The following is an 18,995-nucleotide window of genomic DNA, read 5'->3' as shown; positions in this document are numbered from 1 at the left end:
CAGCGGAACGCGGGCCGGCCTCATCCCAGCTCGGCCAGCAACCCCTCGACCGCGTGCCGGTCCGGCGCCCCGATCTGCGCGAACAGCGCCAGCGCCCGGCCGGCGTACCGGCGGGCCTGCTCCGGATCGGTCCACCGCAGGCACCGGGCCATCCCGTCCAGCGCCCGGGCCTGCTCGTACCGGGCGTCCAGCCGGGTGGCGTCGCCGAGCACCCGGCGGTGCAGGTCGAAGGCGCTCGCCTCGTCGCCCTGGTCGAAGATGGCCCGGGCGAGCAGGTTGCGGGAGGCGCACTGCCCCACCAGGTCACCCGCGTCGTTGATCGCCACCAGCGCCTGCCGGTGCAGCGCGGCGGCCAGGTCGGGCCGCCCCTCCTCGCGCTCCATCATGCCCAGCTCGTTGAGCAGCTCGCCCTCGCCGAACCGGTTGCCCGTCCGGCGCTTCACGGTCAACCCGGCCAGCAGCAGCCGACGCGCCGGCCCCCGGTCCCCGCGGCGGTGCCGGGCCATGGCGAGATGACCGACGGCATTGCCGATCTGGCGCAGGTCGCCGATCTCCCGGGCGATGCCCAGATGGTGGCGGCACACCCGCACCGCCTCGTCGGTGCGCCCGCTCCACAGCAGGGTGAGCGAGAGGTTGTTGAGCAGGTTGGCCAGCGGCGCCGGACCGTCGGACTCCCGGAAGAACGCCCGCGACGCCTCCATCGTCTCGATGGCCCGCCGGAACTGCAGACCCACCGCGTACGCCGTGCCGAGGTTGGCGACCGCGCCCCGCAGCTCCCCGGTCAGGCCGAGCCGGCGGTAGATGCCCACCGCCACCTCCATCTGCCGGATCGCCTCGGCGAAGCGCGCCCGCCGGTAGTTCGCCGAGGCGAGGTAGTTGTGCATCGTCGCCACGGCCTTGTCGTCGCCCAGCCGCTCGGCGGCCCGCAGGCCGACGCGGTGCGTCTCGATCAGGTCGTCCAGGTGGCCGCCGTCGAAGTTGACCGCCCAGCCGGCGCGGGCGAGCTGCCAGCTCTGCGGCAGGAAGCCCTCGGCCTCGGCCAACCGCACCAGCGCGGCCAGTGTCGGCCGGTTCTCCTCGATCCAGGTGCGGCCCAGCCCCACCGTGGCCGCCACCAGGTCGGGTCGCACCGGGTCCGGCAGCGCGAACAGATCGCGCGGAACGGCGAGTTCCAGCGACACCGCGATGGTCGCGGCGACCTGGAGGTGATGGTCGAGGAGCCGGGCCAGCGCGGCCCGCCGCTCGTCGGCCGTCTCGCGTTCCGCGCCGAGCGTGCGCGCGTACTCCCGGATCAGGTCGTGCCGGCCGTAGCGCCCCGGCTCCACCTCGTCGAGGAGATGCGCGTCGATCAGCTCGTCCAGCGCGTCCTGCGCGTCGGCGAGCGGCAGGTCGGCGAGCACCGCCGCCACCCGGTTGTCGGCGCGGGCGCCCGGGTGCAGCCCGAGCAGCCGGAACACCCGCTGCGCCGGGGGCGTCACCTGCTCGTACGACAGGGCGAAGGTGCGGGCCACCGACCGCTCCCCGGCGGCCAGCTCGGCCAGCGGGTCGGCGGCGGTGGACAGCCGCTCGGCCAGGTCGGCCACCCGCCAGCGGGGCCGGTGCGCGAGCCGGGCCCCGGCCAGCCGCAACGCGAGCGGCAGGAACCCGCAGCGGCGGGCCACCTCCTCGGCCGCCGCCGGCTCGGCGGTGACCCGCTCCACGCCGACCACCCGGGCCAGCAGCTCGACCGCCTCGTCGAGATCGAGCACCGGCAGCGACAGCGGCCGACCCTCGTCCAGCCCGACCAGGCGGCGGCGGCTCGTGATCAGCACCAGGCAGTCCGGGCCGTTCGGCAGCAGCGGCGCGACCTGGCCCGCGTCCGCCGCGTTGTCCAGCACCACGACCGCCCGCCGGTCGGCCAGCTCGGAGCGCCACATCGCCAACCGGTCGGCCGGGTCGACCGGCACCCGCTCGGCCGGCACGCCGAGCTGCCGCAGCAGCGTCGCCGCCGCGCCCTCCGTGGTCAACGGGGTGCGCTCGCTGTGCCCGTGCAGGTCGACGAAGAGCTGCGCGTCCGGGAACCGGTCGGCGAGGGCGGTCGCCACCTGCACGGCGAGCGTGGTCTTGCCGCTGCCCGCCATGCCGTCGACCAACTGGACCCGGACCCCGTCCTCCTCGATCTCCTTGACCAGCCGGGCCACGGTCTGCTGCCGCCCGGTGAAGTCGCTGATCGCCCTGGGCAGCGCCCGCACCGGACCGGTGGCCCGGCTCTCCGACCCGCCCAGCGCCAGGTCACCGGCGAGCACCCGCTGGTGCAGCTCCTGCAACGGCGTGCCCGGTTCGATGCCCAGCTCGTCGGCGTAGATGCGCCGGCCCTCGCGGTAGACGGCGAGCGCGTCGGCCTGGCGGCCGACCGCGGACAGGGCCAGCATCAACTGCCCACGCAGTCGTTCGCGCAGCGGGTTGCGCTCGACGGCCTCGGTCAGCTCGTCGATCAGGCCGGCCGCCCGGCGCAGCCGCAGCTCGACGTCGACGCACTCCTCCAGCACCGCGAGCCGTTGCTCGTCGAGCGTCTGGGCCCGCCGCCGCACGCTGCGGGTGGGGATGCCGGCCAACGCCGGGCCGCGCCAGAGCGCCAACGCGGACCGGTAGTGCCGGCACGCCGCGTCGACCTGGCCGGCGACCACCTGGGCGCGGGCGGTCTCCACGGTACGGGCGAACACCTCGGCGTCGAGGTCACCGGGCTCGACCCGGATGCCGTAGCCGGCCGGATCGGTGACGATGGTCTCGGCGGGCAGACCCAGCACCACGAACCGGTGTCGCAACCGGGACACGCAGATCTGCAACTGGGCCCGGGCGGTGGCCGGCGGGCGTTCCTCCCAGACCGCGTCGACCAGCTCCTCGAACGGCACCACCCGGCCGGCGCGCAGCAGCAGCAGGGCGAGCACGGCCCGGTCCCGACCTGCGGTGACGGTGGCTTCGCCGCCGCCCACCCGCAGTGGTCCCAGGATTCCGAACCGCATGCGCGCCCCCGTACGCCTTCGTGTCCTCCCAGGAGCGTAACGCGGTGGTCACCGAAGGCGGGGTTGAGGTGATAGAGATCTGATAGGGGATCGAGAGCGACGCGGTCCACACTCTTCCCGGGTTGCTGTCGGTGACGGCATCCGACGGGGGCGGTGCGCTCGCCGGGCCGACAGGCCGGGTGAGCGCACCGATGTCGGTCAGCGGCGACCGACGGTGAGCACCGGCTTGGTGACCTCGGCGAAGAAGTCGTTGCCCTTGTCGTCGACCACGATGAAGGCCGGGAAGTCCTCCACCTCGATCTTCCAGACCGCCTCCATGCCCAGCTCGGCGTATTCGAGCACCTCGACGTGCTTGATGCAGTCCTGGGCGAGGCGGGCGGCCGGGCCGCCGATCGAACCGAGATAGAACCCGCCGTGGGCGCCGCAGGAGCGGGTCACCTGGGCGGAGCGGTTGCCCTTGGCCAGCATCACCATCGAGCCGCCGGCCGCCTGGAACTTCTCCACGTAGGCGTCCATCCGGCCGGCCGTGGTGGGGCCGAACGAGCCGGACGCGTAGCCCTCCGGCGTCTTGGCCGGGCCGGCGTAGTAGACCGCGTGGTCGCGCAGGTACTGCGGCATCGACTCACCGGCGTCCAGCCGCTCGGCGATCTTGGCGTGCGCGATGTCCCGCGCCACGACCAGCGGGCCGGTCAGCGACAGCCGGGTCTTCACCGGGTATTTCGACAGCTCGGCGCGGATCTCGTCCATCGGCCGGTTGAGGTCCACGCGGACGACCTCCTCGGTCTCCAGCGTCTCGTCGGTGACGTCGGGCAGGAACCGCGCCGGATCGGTCTCCAGCCGCTCCAACCACACCCCCGACGGGGTGATCTTGGCGACCGCCTGCCGGTCGGCGGAGCAGGACACCGCGATCGCGACCGGGCAGGACGCGCCGTGCCGGGGCAGCCGGACCACCCGGACGTCGTGGCAGAAGTAGCGCCCGCCGAACTGCGCGCCGATGCCGAAGTTGCGGGTCAACTCCAGCACCTCGGCCTCCAACTCCAGGTCGCGGAAGCCGTGCGCGCTCATCGACCCCTGCGTGGGCAGCGTGTCCAGGTATTTCGCCGAGGCGTACTTGGCGGTCTTCAACGCGTGCTCCGCGGAGGTGCCGCCGACGACGATCGCCAGGTGGTAGGGCGGGCAGGCCGCGGTGCCGATCAGCCGCAGCTTCTCCTCCAGGAACTGCATCATCCGCGTCGGATTCAACAGCGCCTTGGTCTCCTGGTAGAGGTAGGACTTGTTGGCCGAGCCCCCGCCCTTGGCCATGAACAGGAACTTGTAGGCGTCGGGGTGGCCGTCCGGGTCCTCGGCGTAGAGCTCGACCTGGGCCGGCAGGTTGCTGCCGGTGTTCCGCTCGTCCCACATGGTCAGCGGCGCGAGCTGCGAGTAGCGCAGGTTGAGCCGGGTGTACGCCTGGTAGACGCCGCGGGAGATCGCCTCCGCGTCGGCGCCGTCGGTGAGCACGTGCCGGCCGCGCTTGCCCATCACGATCGCGGTGCCGGTGTCCTGGCACATCGGCAGCACCCCACCGGCCGCGATGTTGGCGTTGCGCAGCAGGTCGAGCGCCACGAACCGGTCGTTCGGCGAGGCCGCCGGGTCGTCGATGATCGACCGGAGCTGGGCCAGGTGCGCCGGGCGCAGGAAGTGGGCGATGTCGTGCATGGCCTCGGCGGTCAACGCGGTCAGCGCGGCCGGCTCCACGGTGAGGAACCGGCGGCCACCCGGGCCGTTGACGACGTCCACGCCCTCGTCGGTGACCAGGCGGTATTCCGTCTGGTCGGGACCGGTCGGCAGCAGGGGTGCGTACGAGAAGGCGGCGGCACTGCTCATGACCGAAAAGCCTAGGGCAGAGCGGTCGATTGGTGACACCCGCCGGTGGGTCCTGGGACGCCGATCTCAACCGGACGTCACTTGCCGCCGGAGCAGAGTTCCTTCTTCGGCCCGCAACTGCCCTGGTCGCTCGGGGGACGCCAGGTGTCGGCCGGGTCGGGAACCGGCACCGCCCCCTGGTCCGGCGGGGGCACGCCGGCGCCGGCCGCGCCCCAGCGGACGTACCCGATCTCCCGGCCCTCCCCGATGATCATGCCGTTCGGGCCGACCGCGAGCGCGTTCGCCGAGGTCCGCAGCTCGACCAGCACCCGGCCCCCGCGCGGCTCGACCGCGACCAGCCGGGACGGCTTCTCCTCGGTGAGCACCGCCGCGTACGGGGTGAGCGCCGCGCCGCTCTTCCCGCCGGCCGGGCGGGTCCACCGGGTCCGGTCGGCGGACAGCTCGCGGCCGAACAGCGAGTCCTTGTCGGCGCTGCGCACCACCGCGTAGCGGTCGTCGACGGCGAGCAGCTTCTCCCCGTCCGCGCCGACCTGGAGCAGCCGGCCGTCGTACCCGTCGAGCACCGCCTCGCGGCCGTCCGGGGCGACCCCGATGAGCACGTTCCGGGCGCCCTGCGGGTCCTCCCGCTGCACGCAGCCGGCGGAGTCCGCGGTGCGCAGGTTGATCCCGGCCCGGCGCCACACCTGCTGCCCGGTCGCCGGGTCGACGGCGGTGATGACGAAGTAGCAGCTCCCGTCACGGGAGGTGGCCGCGATCCGGAGCAGCCGGCCGCCGACCACCGCGAGCCGCTCCTCCCGGCCGGGCTGGACGTTCTGCAGCACCCGACCGGTGGCGGTGTCCACCACGTGCACCCGGCCGTCGACCGGGAAGCCGAGCAGCGGCGGGACCGACTCCGGCCCGGCCACCCCGCCGTCGATCCGGTTCGCGCCGAGCCGCCGGGTGCCGAGCAGCTCCGGGTTGTCGGCCAGCACGCCGCTGTGTACGCCGGGCAGGAACGCGGTCCACAACGGCGTGGCGCCGCGCGGGTCCCAGGCCCGCAACGTGCAGTCGGTCGGCTGCACGCAGTAGGCGTCGAGCAGCAGGTTGCGGTAGGTCCAGACGGCGATCGCCCGATTGTCGCGGCGACGCGTGACGCCGGACGCCGGGTCGAGCACCTCGTACCCCTTGTCCAGCAGCTTGCCCACGGCGACGACCGACTCCCGGCCGCTGCCGGCCACCGCCGACCAGTCGGCCTTGCGCTCCCAGAGCTGGCCGCCGTCGGCGAGCCGGCGCGACTCGATCCGGGTGCGCTGCTCCACGATCACGGTGTCGCCGGCGATGGTGACGCTGCGCGGGGTGCCGCCGACGCGCTGCTGCCAGGCCACGTCCGGCTCGGAGATCGGCTCGCTGCGGTCGACCCAGTCCCAGAGGCGGGGGAACGGGTTCCACACGCCGGTGGCGGCGAGCACGACCACGGTGATGAGCCCGAGCAGCAACCAGCCGCGTACGCCTAGGCCCTTCACACGGACACCGTAGCGACGATCACCGTTCTCCCGGGGTCCGCGCGGGGCGTGTCGCGCCGCTTCTTACCCGGGTTCGGATGTTAAGAGGGGGCCCCTGCTATGCAGAATGCGTTAAGCGGGGGCCCTTCCTTCCCCCCGGGCCGCGGAGCGGACCAGGGGGAGCGTGCGGTAGGGGATCTGCTCGGCCAGCGCGATGATGGTCGAGGCGCGCCGGATGCCCTCCGAGGCGACGATCTGGTCGATGACCCGCTGGAGGTCGGTGTTCGAGCGGGCCACGATGCGGCAGAGCAGGTCGCTGGAGCCGGTGATGGTGTGCGCCTCCAGCACCTCGGGGATCGCGGCCAGGTGCGCGGTCACCTGGTCGTGGCCGTGCCGCTGGCTGATCTCCAGGGTGACGAAGCTGGTCACCCCGAAGCCGATCGCGGCCGGGGAGATCTCCGGCCCGAAGCCGCCCACCACGCCCCGACCGACGAGCTTGTCCAGCCGCGCCTGGACCGTGCCCCGGGCCACCCCGAGCCGCCGCGAGCACTCCAGCACGCCGATCCGGGGCTCCTCCGCGAGCAGTTCGATCAAGCGCGCGTCCAACTCGTCGAGCTGTACATCCTGACCAGTGTTCATCATGGTTCACCGTACCGAATGCGCAACCTGACCAGGAATATCGCTGACTATTGCCCAACCGGAGGCGGTCCGGCGATGCTCGCCGGAAGCACATCCACGGCGGCCCACGAGGCCGGCCGGTACGCGAGGGAGGCCACCATGACCCAGGCGATCGACCGACCCCAGTCCACCGACGAGGCCGACGCCGACGTTCTCGTCGGCGCCGTCGACCACGACATCAGCCGGGACCCGTTCCCGGTCAAGGGGCTCGACCACCTGCACTTCCTGGTCGGCAACGCCAAGCAGGCGGCGCACTACTACTCCACCGCCTACGGCATGACCTGCGTCGCCTACCGCGGCCCGGAGCAGGGCTACCGGGACCACGCGCAGTACGTGCTGACCAGCGGTTCGGCCCGGTTCGTGCTGACCGGCGTGGTCCGCCCGGACGCCGACGGCGCGGAGCACGTGGCCAAGCACAGCGACGGCATCTCCGACATCGCGCTGGAGGTCCCGGACGTCGACGCCGCGTACGCGCACGCCACCGCGCAGGGCGCGACCGGCCTGGTCGAGCCGCACGACGTCAGCGACGAGCACGGCACGGTCCGGATGGCGTCCATCGGCGCGTACGGGGACACCCGGCACACGCTCGTCGACCGGTCCCGCTACACCGGCGTGTTCCTGCCCGGCTTCGTCGCCCGCGGCCCGATCGTGGACCGCCGGCCGATGATCGACGCCGGCCTCCAGCCGAAGCGCTTCTTCCAGGCCGTCGACCACGTGGTCGGCAACGTGGAGCTGGGCCGGATGGACGAGTGGGTCGAGTTCTACAAGCGGGTCATGGGCTTCACCAACATGGCCGAGTTCGTCGGCGACGACATCGCCACCGACTACTCCGCGCTGATGAGCAAGGTGGTGGCGAGCGGCACCCGTAAGGTGAAGTTCCCGCTCAACGAGCCGGCGGTGGCCCGCAAGAAGTCGCAGATCGACGAGTACCTGGAGTTCTACCGGGGCCCGGGCGCCCAGCACGTCGCGGTGGCCACCAACGACATCCTGGCCAGCGTGGACGCCATGCGCGCGGCCGGTGTCGAGTTCCTGGACACCCCGGACTCCTACTACCAGGACCCGGAGCTGCGCGCCCGCATCGGCAACGTCCGGGTGCCGATCGAGGAGCTTCAGTCCCGCAAGATCCTGGTGGACCGGGACGAGGACGGCTACCTGCTCCAGATCTTCACCAAGCCGGTGCAGGACCGCCCCACCGTCTTCTTCGAGCTGATCGAGCGGCACGGCTCCCTCGGCTTCGGCAAGGGCAACTTCAAGGCCCTGTTCGAGGCGATCGAGCGGGAGCAGGAGAAGCGCGGCAATCTGTGACACTGTCCGCGTGACCCAGCCTCCCCCGAACACGACGCCGCCGCCCGCCGGGCCCCGCCCGTGGGCGGCGGCTTCGCGCCGCCCACGCAGCACACCCCGCCGACGTACGCGGACCTGCCCGGCTACCCGACGCCCCCACCCGGGTACGCGCCGTACCCGCCGCCCGCCCCGCCCGCGGTCGCGCCGGACGGGCAGCCGCTGGCCAGCTTCGGCGACCGGCTGCTGGCCTGGCTGATCGACACCGCGGTGGCCTCGGGGGTGGCGATGGTGTTCTTCGCGCCGGTCTTCTTCCTGGTCTTCTATCGGGCGATCGACGATCTGGACCGGGCCGGCCCCACCGGCCCCGACCCGTCGACGATGCTGACCGACTTCTTCCTGCCGGTGCTCCTGGCCGAGTTGGGCCTGTTCCTGCTGCTGCTGGTCTTCTACTGGCTCTACCACGTGGAGTACGCCCGGCGCAGCGGCCAGACGCTGGGCAAGAAGGTGATGAAGCTGCGGATCGTGCCGGCGCAGCCCGGCGCCACGCTGACCCGGGGCATGCTCGGCAAGCGCTACCTCGTCGAGTTCGTCGCCGGGTCGCTGGTGCCGTTCCTCAACTACCTCGACGGCTTCTGGCAGCTCTGGGACAAGCCCTGGCAGCAGTGCCTCCACGACAAGTTCGCCGACACGGTCGTCGTTAAGGTTGGACCGTGAGCGCGAGGAGAACGGCACCGTGAGTCTGGAACCCGGCTGGTACGTCGACCCCGCCGAACCGGAGACCCGCCGCTGGTGGGACGGGGAGGGGTGGATCGGCGCGCCGATCCCGGTCGACGTCACACCGCCCGACGGTCCCCCGCCCGCCGAGCCGGAGCCGGCCACGACGCCGGCCGCCGGGGCGACGGCCGACCGGCCGACCTCCGGCACGGCCGGCGCGACCGGGCCGGTCCCCACGTCGGGCGCGCCCGGTCGGCCCGGCCCCTGGCCGGGGCAGCCAGGCCAGCCGGGGCACGCCGGACCGTGGCCGGGTCAGGGGGGCCAGCCGGGCCAGGCCGGACCGTGGCCGGGGCAGCCGGAGCAGCCGAGTCAGGCCGGACCGGGTCAGCAGGGGCCGCCGCCGGGCTGGCCGTACCCGCAGTGGCCGGGCCGGCAGCCGATCCCACGACCGCACGGACTGCCGCTCGCCTCCTACGGTGCCCGGCTGGTCGCCCGCCTGATCGACCTGGGCGTGGTGTTCCTGCTCAACGCGCTGGTCAACGGCTGGTTCGTCTGGCGCTACTTCGAGGCGGTCTCCCCCTACCTGCGGGAGACGATGCGTCGGGCGGTGAACGGCGACACCTCCACCGAGGGGCTGCCCCAGATCGACGACCAGGCCGGCGGGTTGCAGGTCGTCATCCTGCTGATCGCCACCGCGCTCTGGTTCGCCTACGAGGTGCCGTCGATGGCGGCGCGCGGGCAGACCTTCGGCAAGCGGATGGCCGGCGTACGCGCGCTGCCGGTCGAGGCGGACCAGCCACTCGGCTTCGGCCGGGCGTTCCGGCGGTGGAGCACGCTCGGCATGCCGACGCTGCTCTGGTACTGCTGCGGGCTGGGCCTGCTGCTCCAGTTCGTCGACGCCGTCTCACCGCTGTTCGACCAGCCGCTGCGCCAGGCGCTGCACGACAAGCGGGCGCAGACCGTGGTCGTCCAGCTCCCCCGCAACCGCCCCGACCCCCGTACCGCCCCGCACGACCGCGCCGACCCCCCGGGAGACACCCCATGACCGACACCGGACGTCACCAGCCTCCGCTGCGGCTCACCCGCGCCGACCTGGACGCGTTGCCCAACTACGTGCCCGGCCGCAGCCCGGCCGACCTGGCCCGTGAGCTGGGCCTGCCCGAGGCGATCAAGCTGGCCAGCAACGAGGTGCCGTACGGGCCGCTGCCCGGCGTGGTGGAGGCGGTCGCCGAGGCGGTCGCCGGTTCGCACCGCTATCCGGACATGGGCGTGGTGGCGCTGCGCCAGGCGCTCGCCGACCGCTACGGCGTGGACGCCGACCGGATCGCCACCGGCTGCGGCTCGGTGGCGCTGGCCGAGCACCTGGTCCGGGCCACCTGCCTGCCCGGCGACGAGCTGATCTATTCGTGGCGCTCCTTCGAGGCGTACCCGATCATCGCGGCGACCAGCGGCGCGACGAGCGTGCGGGTGCCGAACGACGCCGGCCACGGGCACGACCTCGCGGCGATGGCGGCGGCGGTGACCGACCGGACCCGGATGATCCTGGTCTGCAACCCGAACAACCCGACCGGCACGGCGATCCGCCAGGCCGACCTGGACCGTTTCCTCGACGCGGTGCCGGACGACGTGCTGGTGGTGATCGACGAGGCGTACCGGGAGTTCGTCACCGACGCCGAGGTGCCCGACGGCCTCGGCTACCTGGACCGGCCGAACGTGGCGGTGCTGCGCACGCTGTCCAAGGCGTGGGGGCTCGCCGGCCTGCGGATCGGCTGGCTGGTCGCCGCGCCGGCGGTGGCCGCCGCGGTCCGCAAGGTGGCCACCCCGTTCTCCACCAGCATGGCCGCCCAGGCCGGCGCGCTGGCCGCGCTGGCCCAGGCCGACGAGGTGCAGCGGCGCTGCGCGCTGGTCGTGGCCGAACGGGACCGGGTCACCGAGGCGCTGCGCAAGTTCGTGCCGGACGTGCCGGAGAGCCAGGCCAACTTCGTCTGGCTGCCGCTGGGCGAGCGGGCGGTGGCGTTCGGCAAGGCGTGCGAGGCGCGCGGCGTGATCGTGCGGCCGTTCCCCGGCGACGGGGTGCGGGTCACCATCGGCACCCCGGCCGAGAACGACGCGTTCCTCGCCGCCGCCGAAGCCGCCCTGGCGTAAGGAGGGGCCGCTCAGGTGGCGGCCAGGAGGACGGGCTCGGCCATCAGGAAGTAGCCCTGGTCGTCGTCCGTGGCGGCGGCGTCCTCGCGGACCCGCTCCACGGCGACGTAGCCGCCCGCCGCGTACGCCCGGCCCGGCTGCCAGCCGATCCCGTCCCGCCCGGCGGTGAACACGAACTCCGACCGCGTCGCACCGGTGAGCGGGTCGATCGTGACCAGTTCCCGCCGGTCGGTCAGCAGGTGCACCCGGCCCGGCTCGGTGGCGAGCACCCGCGCCGGGTGGATGTCCGCCCGCCGCCACAACTCCTCGCCGGTGCGCGGGGACCGCCCGGTCACCACGCCGCCGGAGGTGTCCACCACCCGCTCGCCGTCCAGCACCGACGCCGGGGCGTCCAGGCCCGGAGCGGCCGTCGGCTCACCCGGGTCGGTCACCAGCCAGCCCCGACTGTTCCCACCGTCCGGCCCGGCGGTACGCAGACCACGGCAACCGGAGTGCCCGTCGCGGCAGCCGACCGGGGTGACGACGAGCTGACCGGACGCGTCCGGCGGGCGCCACCGGGTCCGTACCTCGCCGGTCGCCGCGTCCCGCAGCTCGACCGCGGCCGGCCCGTCGCAGTTGTCCACGCCGACCAGCTCACCGCTCGCGGTGCTGCCCACGTCGACCCGGCAACCCCGGCCGAGGTCGGCGCGCCACAGCCGACGGCCGTCGGCCAGCGCGTACCCGCCGGCCGCGCCCGGACCGGTGGCGAGCAGCACGTCGAGGCCGTCGGCGGTGCGCGCCACGTGCAGTCCGGCCGGGTCCCAGACCGTGGTGGCGAACGTGCGGCGGGGCTTCGGCACCGAGCCCGGCGCCGGCCCGTCGGCGCGCCACACCACCCGGCCGGTACGCGCGTCCAGCGCCACCAGCTTCCCGTCGGACCAGCGGCTGACCACCGTGGCGCCCTGGGCGAGCACGCCGACCAGCTTCGCCGGCCAGCGACGGTACGACCAGAACGGGGTGACCCGGTGCGGGCCGGTGACCGGCTGGTCCGCGTACACCTGGCGGGTGCCGGCGTAGACGCGGAGCCGGCCGTCCACGACCAGCGGCGCCACCGGCAACCGCCCGATCACCCCGGCGGTCGGCGCGGGCGCCGCCGGGTAGGGGTCCCCCGCCACGGTCTCGACCTCGGCCGGCGCGAGCACCCGGACGACCACGGCGACCGACGCCGCGACGGCCAGCACCGCCACCAGCGCCACCAGGGCCCGCCGCCTGCCGGCCTTCGCCATCCGCCACCTCCGCCCCGGCACCCTACCGGCCGGGTCCGGACCACGATCCGGTTGCCCGGCCGGGACGCACGGTCGGGCACGGCGAGCGGCCGGACGGGTCAGGCGGCCTCGGCGGAGCGGGCCGGGCCGGCGGCCAGGGCCAGGTCGGCCAGGTCCCGCCGGAGCGCGCCCTCCACCGCCCGGGCGGCCAGGCCGCCGAGGATCAGGGCGAGCACCCGCCCGTAGGGCCGGGTCGGCACCGCCTCCTGCCGGACGGTCACCTCGGTGCAGCCGCGTCGCCGCCGCTCGACGGTGCGCAGGGTCCAGGTGATCCGGTAGTCGACGCCGGCGCCGGGCGAGCAGAGCACCAGGCGACGCGGGGCGGTCGCCTCGACCACCTCGAACTCCTCCGGCTCGGCGCCGCCGTCCGGCCGCACCCGGGTCTCCCGCCAGGTGGTGCCGGGAGCGAACCCGCCGTCGGTGAGCACCTCGACCGCGCCCACCGCGGAGAGCCAGTCGGCGCGGGACGAAAGGTCGGTGAGCAGGCGCCACAGATCGGCGTCCTGCGCTTCGATGAAGGCGGAAACGGTCACCGTCGACATGGCACCTCCCGTGTCCTCCACGGTACGGGCCGTCACCGGTCCAAGGGAGCCCCGGAGTGACATTTCCACCACCGGCGCCCCGTCCGGGGCGCCGGGGTCCGGCGGGATCGGTCAGCCGCAGAAGGCGTCGCCCCGCAACGCCGTGACGAACGCGGTCCAGCCCGGCGGGCTCACCGCCAGCGCCGGACCCTCCGGGTCCTTCGAGTCGCGTACGCCCACCACGCCGTGCGCGGTGACCACGTTGGTGGCCACCTCGACGCAGAGGCCCTGATCGTTGGAGCGGCTGCTGGTGCGCCAGACGGCGCCGGTCAACTCGGACATGCTCGGTCCTTCCTGTGTTCACTCCTCGCGTACGCACCGGACCGGCACCGCCCGGGCGCACGCGACCCGCGTCGATCAACGCACGACGAAACGGCCCCGATCGCACCTGCTGTGCGATCGGGGCCGTCGATGCGGAAGGTGGATCTCAGCGGGCCGGGAGGACCGTTCCGGTCACCTCGCCGAGCGCGATCGTGGTGCCGTCCGGACCCGGCGCGGTGGCGGTGATCGTCACCGTGTCGCCGTCCTCCAGGAAAGTCCGCTGGCTGCCGTCGGCGAACTTCACCGGCTCGGACCCGCCCCAGGTGAGTTCCAGGAACGAGCCGACCTGGTCGCGTTCCGGGCCGGAGACGGTGCCGGAGGCGTAGAGGTCGCCGGTGCGCAGCGACGCCCCGTTGACGGTGAGGTGGGCGAGCTGCTGGGCCGGGGTCCAGTACATGGTGGCGAACGGCGGCTCGGCCACCCGCTCGCCGTTCCACACCACCGACAGGGTCAGGTCCAGCCCGAGGTGCGGGGTGTCGCGGAGGTACTCCTGCACCGGCGGGTCCTGGTCGGGCGCGGGCACGAACGCGTCGGCGAGCGCCTCCAGCGGCGTGACCCAGCCGGCGACCGAGGTGGCGAACGACTTGCCGAGGAACGGGCCGAGCGGCTGGTACTCCCAGGCCTGGATGTCCCGGGCCGACCAGTCGTTGACCAGCACCACGCCGAAGACGTGGTCGGCGAAGTCCGCCGCCGGCACCCGGTCGCCGAGCCGGCTCGGCACGCCGACCACGAACCCGACCTCGGCCTCGATGTCCAGGCGTACCGAGGCGCCGGTGGTCGGGCCCTGCGTGCTGGCCCGCTGCCCGGTGGGGCGCACCACCGGGGTGCCGGAGACGACCACCGTCCCGGCCCGGCCGTGGTAGCCGATCGGCACGTGCTTCCAGTTCGGCAGCAGCGGCGGCTGGCCGGGCCGGAAGATCTGCCCGACGTTGCCGGCGTGGTGCTCCGACGAGTAGAAGTCGACGTAGTCCGCCACCTCGATCGGCAGCAGCAGCTCGACCTGGCCGACCGGCACCAGCAGCGGCTCCACCGCCGGCCGGTGCGCCGGGTCGGTGAGCAGCTCGACGATCCGCTCCCGGACGGCGGTCCACTGCGGCCGGCCGAGCGCCAGGAAGGCGTTCAGCGTGTGCCGGCCCAGCGCCCCGCCGGCCAGCACCAGGCCGGCCGCCTCGGCGCCGGCGAGGTCGAGCACGAGGTCACCGATCCGGACGCCGATCCGCGGCTCGCGGTCGCCGTGCCGGAACACGCCGTACGGCAGGTTCGTGACCCCGTACGACGACCCCGCCGCCCCCTCAACCCACGTCATGCGGAGCCGGCCGGGCATGCCCTCACGGCCCTCGCTCCGCTCGGTGCGTTCGGTCATGCAAAGCCTCCGTTCACCAGCCCCAGCCGGATCAGATCGGTCAGTGGTTCGGAGATGCTGCACGAGCCGTACCCGACCCAGAGCGGGCGCGGGGACTCGCGCCGGGCGCGGGCCGACTCGACCACGCGCACCGGGTCGGTGGCGGTGAGCAGTTCGGCCACGGCGTCCACCTCGGCGCCCTCGGCGGCGGCCAGCGTGGCGGCCAGCACGTTGACGAAGCCGTGGTGGGTGAAGCCGGTCTCCGGGTCGCGGTGCCGGATCGCGTGGTGCAGCCCGGCGGTGAGCTTGAACGGCAGGTCCCGTTCGTGGCAGGCGCTGATCACCGCGGCCAGTTCGGCCGGGGTCGGGAACAGCTCGGCGGCCAGCCCGCCGGTGCGGAACTTGGCCGCCAGCGGCAGCCCGTCGGCGCGCGCCCGGGCGAGCGCGTCCAGCGCGCCCATCAGCCCGAAGGTCAGCGGGATCTCCGCGTAGACGGCGGTGCCGTCGAGCCGGCCGGCGAGCGCGACCAGCTCGGCCAGGCCCGGCTGCGGGTCCTCGCCACGCTTGGCGACCGGCGCCTCGACCTGCCGGGCGGTCACCCCGTCGGGTCCGAGGGCGGACAGCGCGGCGGGGAGCTGGTCGAGGCCGGTGTCGCCGATCAGGCCGATGACGTAGCGCTCGGCCGGGTCGACCAGGTCGCCGAGCGCGCCGCGCTGGATCTCCGAGGCGGGCAGCAGCAGCGGGCCGACCAGGTCGGCGTACCAGGCCGTGCGGTGGGTGCGGTGCGCGGTCACCGCGTCGGGCAGCGCGGCGCTGCCCGGGGGGAAGACCGCGGCGTCGTCCACCAGGCCGGCGAGGAGGCGGGGCACCTGCGTTGACACGAGACAAGAATGTACGGGACGCTACGAGGAACGGACAACAGCGTCCGATTATCGGACGCCACCGGCCGGAGACGGGACATAACGGGAGGCGAGATGCCCTACTACCGCAGCGTGGGCGAGGTGCCGCGCAAGCGCCACACCCAGTTCCGGCAGCCGGACGGCACGCTCTACGCGGAGGAGCTGGTCGGCCAGGAGGGCTTCTCCTCCGACTCGTCACTGCTCTACCACCGCCACGCGCCGACCGCGATCCTCGCCGCCGAGGAGTTCGCCCCGCCCACCGTGACGCGGGTGCCGAACCTGCCGCTCAAGCCGCGCCACCTGCGCACCCACAAGCTCGACGGCACCGGCGCCGACCCGGTGCTCGGCCGGCAGTACCTGCTCGCCAACGACGACGTCCGGATCGCGTACGTGCTGGCCGACCGGCCCTCGCCGCTGTTCCGCGACGCCACCGGCGACCACTGCCTCTACCTGGAGTCCGGCTCGATGCGGGTGGAGTCGCCGTTCGGCGTGCTCGACGCGGTGGCCGGCGACTACGTGGTCATCCCCACCTCGACCATCCACCGCCTGGTGCCCACCGGCGACGAGCCGACCCGGCTGCTCGCCGTCGAGGCGGCCGGGCACATCGGGCCACCCAAGCGCTACCTCTCCGTCCGCGGGCAGTTCCTGGAGCACTCGCCCTACTGCGAGCGCGACGTCCGGGGGCCGGACACCCCGCTGCTCGTCGACGGCGAAGAGGTCGAGGTGCTCGTGCGGCACCGCCGCGGTTGGACGAGGTACGTCTACGCGAACCACCCGTTCGACGTGGTCGGCTGGGACGGGCACCTGTACCCGTGGGCGTTCTCCATCCACGACTTCGAGCCGATCACCGGGCGGATCCACCAGCCGCCGCCGGTGCACCAGACGTTCCAGGGCCCGAACTTCGTGATCTGCTCGTTCGTGCCGCGCAAGGTGGACTACCACCCGGCCGCCATCCCGGTGCCGTACAACCACCACAACGTCGACTCCGACGAGATGCTGTTCTACACCGGCGGCAACTACGAGGCCCGGCGCGGCTCCGGCATCGAGCAGGGCTCGATCTCGCTGCACCCGTCCGGCTTCACCCACGGCCCCCAGCCGGGCGCTGCCGAGCGCTCCATCGGGGCGGACTTCTTCGACGAGCTGGCGGTCATGGTGGACACGTTCCGCCCGCTGGACCTCTGCGACGCGGGCACCGCCTGCGAGGACGACGGCTACGCCTGGACCTGGGCGCGCAAGCCCTGACGTACGACGGAAGGGGGCCGCGCGGACGCGGCCCCCTTTCGTGCGTCGGTCGTCAGAACGTCGACGCGTCGATGACGAAGCGGTAGCGCACGTCGGAGGCGAGCACCCGCTCGTACGCCTCGTTGATCTTCTCGGCGCCGATCACCTCGATCTCCGCGCCCAGCCCGTGCTCGGCGCAGAAGTCGAGCATCTCCTGGGTCTCGGCGATGCCGCCGATCATCGAGCCGGCGAACGACCGCCGGGCCGGGATCAGCGAGAACGCGCGCACCGACAGCGGGTGCTCCGGCGCGCCCACGTTGACGAGCGTCCCGTCCACGGCCAGCAGCCCCAGGTAGGCGTCCAGGTCGATGACGGCGCTGACGGTGTTGACGATCAGGTCGAACGAGCCGGCCAGGTCGGTGAACGTCGTCTCGTCCGAGGTGGCGAAGTAGTGGTCGGCGCCGAGCCGCAGCCCGTCCTCCCGCTTCTTCAGCGACTGGGACAGCACGGTCACCTCGGCGCCCATGGCGTGGGCCAGCTTGACGGCCATGTGCCCGAGGCCGCCCATGCCGATCACGGCCACCTTGCGGCCCGGCCCGGCGTTCCAGTGCCGCAGCGGCGAGTAGGTGGTGATGCCGGCGCAGAGCAGCGGCGCGGCGGCGTCCAGCTCGATGCCGTCCGGGATCCGCAGCACGAAGTCCTCGGTGACCACGATCGCCTGCGAGTAGCCGCCCTGGGTCGGCTCGCCGTCCCGGCCGACCGCCCCGTACGTGCCGATGTTGCCCTTGAGGCAGTACTGCTCCAGGCCCCTGCGGCAGTTGTCGCACTCCCGGCAGGAGTCGACCATGCAGCCGACGCCGACCCGGTCACCGACGGCGAACTTCGTCACCGCGGAGCCGACCTCCCGCACCACGCCGGCGATCTCGTGGCCGACGACGATCGGGTAGGTGGTCGGGCCCCACTCGCTGCGCGCGGTGTGGATGTCGGAGTGGCAGATGCCGGCGAACTTGATGTCGATGAGGACGTCGTCCGGTGCGAGGTCCCGCCGCTCGATGGTGGTCGGCGCGAGAGGTTCGGACGCGGACGTCGCCGCGTAGGCGTTGACGGTCAGCATCCGATTTTTCTACCCCCGGCGGAAGACGGTGAATCCGGCGACCACCGTGGCAGTGATCGCACCCACCAACGGCCACGGGCCGCCGACCAGGGCGTACACCGCCAACAGCAGCGGCGCGGCGGCCACCGCGTAGACGGCCGGGGACAGTCCGCGCGACATCGCGTCGCGCGCGCCGGGCAGCCGCGACGCCGGCAGGCCGGCCAGCAGCCCGACCCCGACCGCCGCCAGCACGGCCAGCAGCCGGGACGCACCGGGCGCGGTCGGCGCCAGCGCGGCGACCAGCACGGTGAGCACCAGCGACCACCCGGCGGCGGACAGCACCAGCCGGCGCAGGCCGGCGTCGGCGGTCCGCCCCGGATCGGGGCCGGTCGGGGAGATGTCGGCCGCGTCGGTCAGGCGCTCCAGCGTCTCCGCGTAGCGGCGCCGCTCCAGCCGGGCCACCCCCGGGTCCTGTCCCGCCCCGGCCAGCTCCGGGTCCAGCCGCAACGCCTCCCGGTAGGCCCGCTCGGCCAGGTCGAACAGCTCCAGCCGGACCGCGACCAGGCCGAGCACCAGATGCCCCTCCGGCTCGTCCGGGGCCAGCTCGACCCCCCGCCAGGCCGCGTCCAGCGCCGGCTGCCCGTTGCGCGCGGCGGAGAGGATCGCGGCGGCGCTGCGTTGCGCGTACGCGTCGGCGGGGCCGAGCGCCAGGATCTCCTCGGCGGTGCCCGCGGCGGCCTTCCAGCGCTCCAGGTCGAGCTGCGCGAGCCCGCGTGCCACGAGCGCCGGCAGGGTGCCCGGAGCGGCTGCCACGGCCGTCTCGGCGGTGGTAAGTGCCTCGGCGGGGTGGCCGGCGGCGAGCTGCATCCGGGCCAGCATGGTCAGCGCCTCGACGTGCGCGGGCTCGGCCGCGATCAACGCGGTCAGCTCGCCGATCCCCTCGTCGTAGCGGCCCAGCTCGGCGAGGAGGTGGGCGCGCTGCAGGAAACCGTCGGCGGCGGACTGGTCGGGGGCGGCGTCACTCGGCATCCCGGCGAGCGTAGCCGCCCGGCGCGTCGCCCGGC

General features: G+C 73.9%; 16 protein-coding genes. 5 read left to right on the top strand and 11 right to left on the bottom strand.

Annotation, left to right across the window (positions count from 1 at the left end):
• Positions 1-20 precede the first annotated feature (20 nt).
• The 4 genes from H1D33_RS25960 to H1D33_RS25945 all read right to left on the bottom strand — a co-directional run bounded on the left by H1D33_RS25960 (position 21) and on the right by H1D33_RS25945 (position 6,988).
• Complete coding sequence (locus H1D33_RS25960) at positions 21-3,002, bottom strand: AfsR/SARP family transcriptional regulator (protein WP_181570688.1); 2,982 nt, start codon at positions 3,000-3,002, stop codon at positions 21-23.
• A gap of 198 nt (positions 3,003-3,200) precedes the next feature.
• A complete protein-coding gene (locus H1D33_RS25955) occupies positions 3,201-4,868 on the bottom strand; it encodes a fumarate hydratase (protein ID WP_181570689.1) in 1,668 nt (555 codons plus the stop codon).
• Positions 4,869-4,945: 77 nt separating this feature from the next.
• Positions 4,946-6,343: an outer membrane protein assembly factor BamB family protein gene (locus H1D33_RS25950; RefSeq protein WP_414685555.1), complete on the bottom strand. Its 1,398-nt coding sequence runs from the start codon at positions 6,341-6,343 to the stop codon at positions 4,946-4,948.
• Positions 6,344-6,481: 138 nt separating this feature from the next.
• Positions 6,482-6,988 (bottom strand): Lrp/AsnC family transcriptional regulator, encoded by a 507-nt coding sequence (locus H1D33_RS25945; RefSeq protein WP_181570690.1) that lies wholly within the window; start codon positions 6,986-6,988, stop codon positions 6,482-6,484.
• A 138-nt stretch (positions 6,989-7,126) separates the two neighbouring features.
• Here H1D33_RS25945 and hppD point away from each other — a divergent pair, with 138 nt between their 5' ends.
• From hppD to hisC, 4 genes are read left to right on the top strand one after another with little or no spacing between them, the layout of a single operon-like run.
• Positions 7,127-8,332, top strand: coding sequence for a 4-hydroxyphenylpyruvate dioxygenase (hppD, locus tag H1D33_RS25940; RefSeq protein WP_181570691.1), 1,206 nt, complete (start codon positions 7,127-7,129; stop codon positions 8,330-8,332).
• Between the two features lie 60 nt (positions 8,333-8,392).
• Positions 8,393-9,025, top strand: coding sequence for an RDD family protein (locus tag H1D33_RS25935; RefSeq protein WP_307755253.1), 633 nt, complete (start codon positions 8,393-8,395; stop codon positions 9,023-9,025).
• A gap of 19 nt (positions 9,026-9,044) precedes the next feature.
• On the top strand, positions 9,045-10,070 hold the full coding sequence (locus tag H1D33_RS25930) for an RDD family protein (protein WP_307755252.1): 1,026 nt from the start codon (positions 9,045-9,047) through the stop codon (positions 10,068-10,070).
• A complete protein-coding gene (hisC, locus tag H1D33_RS25925; RefSeq protein ID WP_181570693.1) occupies positions 10,067-11,170 on the top strand; it encodes a histidinol-phosphate transaminase in 1,104 nt (367 codons plus the stop codon). Before H1D33_RS25930 ends, hisC begins: the two co-directional genes overlap by 4 nt.
• A gap of 11 nt (positions 11,171-11,181) precedes the next feature.
• Here the strand turns inward: hisC and H1D33_RS25920 are convergent, their stop codons facing one another.
• The 5 genes from H1D33_RS25920 to H1D33_RS25900 all read right to left on the bottom strand — a co-directional run bounded on the left by H1D33_RS25920 (position 11,182) and on the right by H1D33_RS25900 (position 15,599).
• A complete protein-coding gene (locus H1D33_RS25920) occupies positions 11,182-12,435 on the bottom strand; it encodes an outer membrane protein assembly factor BamB family protein (protein ID WP_181570694.1) in 1,254 nt (417 codons plus the stop codon).
• Between the two features lie 98 nt (positions 12,436-12,533).
• Positions 12,534-13,016, bottom strand: coding sequence for an SRPBCC family protein (locus H1D33_RS25915; RefSeq protein WP_181570695.1), 483 nt, complete (start codon positions 13,014-13,016; stop codon positions 12,534-12,536).
• A 111-nt stretch (positions 13,017-13,127) separates the two neighbouring features.
• Entirely contained in the window at positions 13,128-13,337 is a 210-nt protein-coding gene (locus H1D33_RS25910) for a DUF397 domain-containing protein (RefSeq protein ID WP_181570696.1), read from the bottom strand.
• 145 nt (positions 13,338-13,482) lie between these two features.
• Complete coding sequence (gene fahA / locus H1D33_RS25905) at positions 13,483-14,682, bottom strand: fumarylacetoacetase (protein ID WP_181572581.1); 1,200 nt, start codon at positions 14,680-14,682, stop codon at positions 13,483-13,485.
• A 53-nt stretch (positions 14,683-14,735) separates the two neighbouring features.
• Positions 14,736-15,599: a hypothetical protein gene (locus tag H1D33_RS25900; RefSeq protein WP_181570697.1), complete on the bottom strand. Its 864-nt coding sequence runs from the start codon at positions 15,597-15,599 to the stop codon at positions 14,736-14,738.
• A 93-nt stretch (positions 15,600-15,692) separates the two neighbouring features.
• On the opposite strand from H1D33_RS25900, the gene H1D33_RS25895 reads away from it, so the two are divergent.
• On the top strand, positions 15,693-16,859 hold the full coding sequence (locus H1D33_RS25895; protein WP_181570698.1) for a homogentisate 1,2-dioxygenase: 1,167 nt from the start codon (positions 15,693-15,695) through the stop codon (positions 16,857-16,859).
• Between the two features lie 52 nt (positions 16,860-16,911).
• Here H1D33_RS25895 and H1D33_RS25890 read toward each other — a convergent pair whose 3' ends face one another.
• Complete coding sequence (locus tag H1D33_RS25890; protein ID WP_181570699.1) at positions 16,912-17,952, bottom strand: NAD(P)-dependent alcohol dehydrogenase; 1,041 nt, start codon at positions 17,950-17,952, stop codon at positions 16,912-16,914.
• Positions 17,953-17,961: 9 nt separating this feature from the next.
• Positions 17,962-18,960: a tetratricopeptide repeat protein gene (locus H1D33_RS25885; protein WP_181570700.1), complete on the bottom strand. Its 999-nt coding sequence runs from the start codon at positions 18,958-18,960 to the stop codon at positions 17,962-17,964.
• Positions 18,961-18,995: the final 35 nt, after the last annotated feature.

It is taken from the genome of Micromonospora ferruginea (genome assembly GCF_013694245.2).
Lineage (GTDB): Bacteria > Actinomycetota > Actinomycetes > Mycobacteriales > Micromonosporaceae > Micromonospora > Micromonospora robiginosa.
This window is presented reverse-complemented; position numbering and strand designations above follow the sequence as displayed.